The sequence below is a fragment of the Streptomyces flavofungini genome (assembly GCF_041028215.1).
Taxonomy (GTDB): domain Bacteria; phylum Actinomycetota; class Actinomycetes; order Streptomycetales; family Streptomycetaceae; genus Streptomyces; species Streptomyces flavofungini_B.
This window is the reverse complement of record NZ_JASKYR010000561.1, coordinates 1-5322: the sequence shown is the minus strand read 5'-3', so window position 1 is coordinate 5322 and position 5322 is coordinate 1. Positions and strand designations below refer to the sequence as shown.

At 72.6% G+C, this 5322-nt stretch carries 3 protein-coding genes and 1 pseudogene; 1 reads left to right on the top strand and 3 read right to left on the bottom strand.

Annotated elements, in window-relative coordinates; translation table 11 throughout:
* Window positions 1-1173: pseudogene (locus tag AB8Z36_RS29660) on the top strand (bifunctional [glutamine synthetase] adenylyltransferase/[glutamine synthetase]-adenylyl-L-tyrosine phosphorylase); the annotation flags it as partial.
* A gap of 19 nt (window positions 1174-1192) precedes the next feature.
* On the opposite strand, the gene AB8Z36_RS29655 reads toward AB8Z36_RS29660, so the two are convergent.
* The 3 genes from AB8Z36_RS29655 to AB8Z36_RS29645 form a co-directional block, all read right to left on the bottom strand.
* On the bottom strand, window positions 1193-2068 hold the full coding sequence (locus AB8Z36_RS29655; protein ID WP_369216471.1) for a phosphatase PAP2 family protein: 876 nt from the start codon (window positions 2066-2068) through the stop codon (window positions 1193-1195).
* Between the two features lie 105 nt (window positions 2069-2173).
* Window positions 2174-3199: a LacI family DNA-binding transcriptional regulator gene (locus AB8Z36_RS29650; RefSeq protein ID WP_369216470.1), complete on the bottom strand. Its 1026-nt coding sequence runs from the start codon at window positions 3197-3199 to the stop codon at window positions 2174-2176.
* Window positions 3200-3224: 25 nt separating this feature from the next.
* A complete protein-coding gene (locus AB8Z36_RS29645; protein WP_369216469.1) occupies window positions 3225-4883 on the bottom strand; it encodes a glycoside hydrolase family 13 protein in 1659 nt (552 codons plus the stop codon).
* Window positions 4884-5322 lie beyond the last annotated feature (439 nt).

Genomic DNA, 5322 nt, shown 5'->3' with positions numbered 1-5322 from the left:
CTGCTCGGCGACGGACGCGGTCTGGAGCCGCGCGGCCGGGCCGCCCTCGAACAGGAGATCCTGGCCGCGGKGCGCCGCGCGGACGGCGCCGAGCAGGCGGTCACGGCCGCGCGCGGGGTGCGGCGCAGGGAGCTGTTCCGTACGGCCGCCGAGGACCTCATCGGCTCCTACGGCACGGAGGACCGCCCCGCCGAGAAGGACCCCGGCGCGCTGGTGGACCGCGTGGGCGACGCGATCTCCGATCTGACGGCGGCCACCCTCGCGGGCACGCTGCGCGCGGTCGTCCGGGACGGCTGGGGCGACACGCTGCCGACCCGGTTCGCCGTCATCGGCATGGGCCGCTTCGGCGGCCACGAGATGGGCTACGGCTCGGACGCCGACGTCCTCTTCGTCCACCGGCCGCACGAGGGCGCCGACGAGCAGGAGGCGGCGAAGGCCGCGGCCAGGGTGGTGGCGGAGATGCGCAGGCTGCTCCAGATCCCCTCCGCCGACCCCCCGCTCCTCATCGACGCGGACCTGCGCCCGGAGGGCCGCAGCGGCCCCCTGGTCCGCACGCTCAAGTCCTACGAGGCCTACTACCGCCGCTGGTCCCTCGGCTGGGAGGCGCAGGCGCTGCTGCGGGCCGAACCGGTCGCGGGCGACGAGGAGCTCGGCCGCGCCTTCATCGAGCTGGCCGACCCCTTGCGCTATCCCGCGACGGGCCTCGGCGACGACGCGGTCCGCGAGATCCGCCGCCTCAAGGCACGCATGGAGGCGGAGCGGATGCCGCGCGGCACGGACCCCACGCTCAACGCCAAACTGGGCCGCGGCGGCCTCTCCGACATCGAGTGGACCGTCCAGCTCCTGCAACTGGAACACGGCCACGCGGAGCCCGGCCTGCGCACGACCCGCACCCGCGAGGCCCTGGCCGCGGCCCACGCCGCGGGCCTCATCCCGGCCCAGGACGCCGCGACACTGGACGAGGCCTGGGTCCTCGCCTCCCGCGTCCGCAACGCGGTCATGCTGGTCCGCGGCCGAGCGGGCGACACCTTCCCCTCGGACGGCCGCGAACTGGCGGCGGTCGCCCGCTACCTGGGCTACGACCCGGGCCACGTGGGCGACATGCTGGACGACTACCGCCGCATCACCAGGCGCGCCCGGGGGGTCATGGAGGAGCGGTTCTACGGAGGGTGATGGGCGGGCGCGGGCCGCGTCAGGCCTTCGCCGGGAGTGGTCCGGCCTCGCGCATCGCCACCTCGCGCGGCAGTGCGTACGGCAGGGCGCCGTACCACACGCGGGCCACCAGGAAGCCGAAGGCCAGGCAGATCATGCCCCCCACGGCGTCCAGCCAGAAGTGGTTGGCCGTGGCGACGATGACGACGAGGGTGGTCGCGGGGTAGAGCAGCCCCAGAATCCTGGCCCAGGGGGCCGAGGCGAGGGCGAAGATGGTCAGGCCGCACCAGAGCGACCAGCCGATGTGCATGGACGGCATCGCCGCGTACTGGTTCGACATGTTCTTCAGGTTGCCCGAGGCCATCGAGCCCCAGGTGTGATGGACCACGACCGTGTCGATGAAGTCGGAGCCGGTCATCAGGCGCGGTGGTGCCAGGGGGTAGAGGTAGTAGCCGAGCAGCGCCACCGCCGTGGTGGCGAAGAGGGCCAGGCGGGTCGCCGCGTACCGCCCGGGATGGGCACGGAACAGCCAGACCAGGACACCCAGCGTCACGACGAAATGCAGCGTCGCGTAGTAGTAGTTCATGCCGACGATCAGCCATGTCACCGAGTCCACCGCGTGGTTGACGCCGCGCTCGACGGCGATCCCGAGATGCTGCTCGACGCTCCACAGCCAGTCCGCGTTGCGCAGGGCCTCGGACTTCTGTTCCGGGACCGCGTTGCGGATCAGTGAGTACGTCCAGTAACTCACCGCGATCAGGAGGATCTCGAACCAGAGCCTGGGGCGGCGCGGGCTCCGGAACCGGTGAAGACGGCGCACGGGATTTAGCCCATTGCGGTCCTCTTCCTCGCCCGCGATGGGTGATGAGGCGGGGCCCTGCCGGCCCTCAAGTGTCGTCACGATCGTCTCACCCATAGACACAGAGTCTGCCAGATCCCCGGTCCTCGACCGATCATCCCCTGGTCGGGTTCGGCCCGCATTCTCTACACCGTGAGAACGACCCCGCACCCCCCGAATTCCCTAGGGGCGCCTGGGCGCCGAGGCGGTTGAACCTCGAACGACCAGTTCCGGCATGAAGACGAATTCGCTGTGCGGGGCCGGGGTGCCGCCGATCTCCTCAAGGAGCGTACGCACCGCCGCCTGACCCATGGCCGGAACCGGCTTGCGCACCGTGGTCAGGGGCGGGTCGGTGAAGGCGATCAGGGGCGAGTCGTCGAAGCCGACCACGGAGACGTCGTCGGGGACCTCCAGGCCGCGCCGCCGCACCGCGCGGATCGCGCCCAGCGCCATCATGTCGCTGGCGCACGCGAGAGCGGTGCAGCCCCGGTCGAGCAGCGCGGACGCGGCGGCCTGACCGCCCTCCAGGGTGTAGAGCGAGTGCCGCACCAGATCGGTCTCGATCTCGTCGGGGGAGAGGCCGAGCCGGTCCTGCATCGAGCGTACGAAACCCTCGATCTTCCGCTGTACGGGCACGAACCGCCTGGGGCCGAGCGCGAGCCCGATGCGCTCATGGCCGAGGGAGACGAGGTGCGTGACCGCGAGGCGCATCGCCGCCCGGTCGTCCGGGGATATGAACGGCGCCCGCACCTGCGGCGAGAAGCCGTCCACCAGCACGAACGGCACACCCTGGCCCCGTAGCCTCTCGTAACGCCCGGTGTCCGCCGTGGTGTCCGCGTGCAGTCCGGAGACGAAGATGATCCCGGCGACGCCCCGGTCCACCAGCATCTCGGTCAGCTCGTCCTCGGTGGAGCCGCCCGGCGTCTGGGTGGCGAGCACCGGCGTATACCCCTGCCGGGTCAGGGCCTGCCCGATGACCTGGGCGAGCGCGGGGAATATCGGGTTCTCCAGCTCGGGCGTGATGAGGCCTACCAGGCCCGCGCTCCGCTGCCGCAGCCGCACCGGGCGCTCGTAGCCGAGGACGTCGAGCGCGGCGAGAACTGACTGGCGGGTGGCCGCCGCTACGCCCGGTCTGCCGTTCAGCACGCGGCTGACCGTCGCTTCGCTGACCCCCGCCTGGGCTGCGATGTCGGATAGCCGTGCGGTCACGGGATGGGACTGTACCGGTCGCGCCTCAGATCGCCCACCAGACCGCGGAATCCGCCGGGAGCACCGTCTCGGCCGGGCCCGGCTCGCACACCGTGTCCGGCGCGGCGAGCAGCACGGTGCCCGGCGTCTCCAGCGTGACCGGCGCCGAGGTGAGGTTCACCGTGCAGACGAACGAACCTGCCGCGGCGGTACGGCGGAAGGCGAGGACGCCGTCCGGAGCGGGCAGCCACTCGATGCCGCGCCCCGCCCCGAGCGCCGGGTGCGCACGGCGGACAGCCAGCGCCGCGCGGTAGAACTCCAGGGTCGACGCAGGGTCGCCGGTCTGCGCGGCCACCGACAGATCCCGCCAGGAGTCCGGCTGCGGCAGCCAGCTCGGGCCGCCGTCGACGGGCCCGAAGCCGAACGGCGCGCGCTCGCCGGACCAGGGCAGCGGCACCCGGCAGCCGTCCCGCGTACCGCCCTGGCCGGTGGCGCGGAAGAACGCCGGGTCCTGCCGCACCTCGTCGGGGAGCGCGGTCACCTCGGGCAGGCCCAGCTCCTCGCCCTGGTAGAGGTACGCGGAGCCGGGCAGCGCCAGCATCAGCAGCGTGGCGGCCCTGGCGCGGCGCAGCCCGCGTGCCGCGTCGCCGTCCGCGAAGCGGGTGGCGTGGCGTACGACGTCGTGGTTGGAGAGCACCCAGGTGGCGGGCGCGTCCACGGCGTTCATCGCGGCCAGGGAGCGGTCGACGACGGCGCGCAGGGCTTCGGCGTCCCAGCCGGTGGTCAGGTACTCGAAGTTGAAGGCCTGGTGCAGCTCGTCGGGGCGCAGATACAGGGCGCTGCGCTCGACCGTGGGCGTCCACGCCTCCGCCACGGCGATGCGCTCGGAACCCGCCTCGTCCGTGTACTCCTGAAGGATGCGGCGCCAGTCGCGGTAGATGGCGTGCACTCCGTCCTGGTCGAAGTACGGCACGGACTGGCTGCCGAGCAGCTCGACCTGTTCCGCGTGGCCGATGTCCGGCAGCCCCGCCGCCTTGACCAGGCCGTGGGCCACGTCGATGCGGAAACCGTCGACGCCCTTGTCCAGCCAGAACCGCAGGATGGAGCGGAACTCGTCGTGGACGGCGGGGTGGTCCCAGTTGAAGTCGGGCTGCTCGGGGGCGAAGAGGTGGAGGTACCAGGCGCCGTCCTCGGCCCGGGTCCAGGCGGGCCCGCCGAAGACGGACTCCCAGTCATTGGGCGGCAGTTCGCCGTCCGTGCCCTTGCCGGGGCGGAAGTGGAAGCGGTCCCGCAGCGGCGACCGGGGCCCTTCGCGCAGCGCCTGCTTGAACCACTCGTGCTGGTCGGAGCAGTGGTTGGGCACCAGGTCGACGATGACGCGCAGGCCGAGGGCGTGTGCCTCGCGCAGCAGGGCGCCGGTGTCGTCGAGGGTCCCGAAGACCGGGTCGACGGCGCGGTAGTCCGCGACGTCGTAACCCGCGTCCGCCTGCGGCGAGGAGTAGAACGGGGAGAGCCAGACGGCGTCCACGCCCAGGTCGCGCAGGTGGTGCAGGCGGGCCGTGGCGCCGGGCAGGTCGCCCATGCCGTCACCGTCGCCGTCGGCGAAGCTGCGCGGATAGACCTGGTAGATGACCGCGTCCCGCCACCACTCCCGCGTGGGCGCGGAGTCGGAGAAGGAGTGCGCGGCGGTGACGTGCTGGGTCATGAAGTCCCTCGGGAGTGCGGGCCGTACGTGCCGCCGACCGGCGGGCCGGACACCTCAGTGAACGCCCGGCGGACGGCGAAGGTCACGAAAGGCCACGAAGCGCCACGAAGGGCCGCGAAGAGCCGTGAAGGGGCGTGAGAAGCAGCGAAGGGGCGTGCAGGGTCACACGGGATCGCGCACGGTCCTGCGCGCTGATGGCGGTTCCGCCGACACCGGGGTCTGTGGCGGGCCGGTGGCGGGCGTCCGCCCCGAGTGGCCGGTCGGAGCACGGATTGCGGCAGGCGGGAAGGGGTGGAGGAGATCCTATGGCCAAGGGCGCTCCGGGCGGGACGGGTTCCGGTTTCTTCACCGTTCCGGGGCGGACCCCTTCCGTCTGCCCCCGGAGCCGCCGCGGGCGCGCTAACTTGGTCGAGCAGGCTCGCCGGGGGTCTGCCCGAAC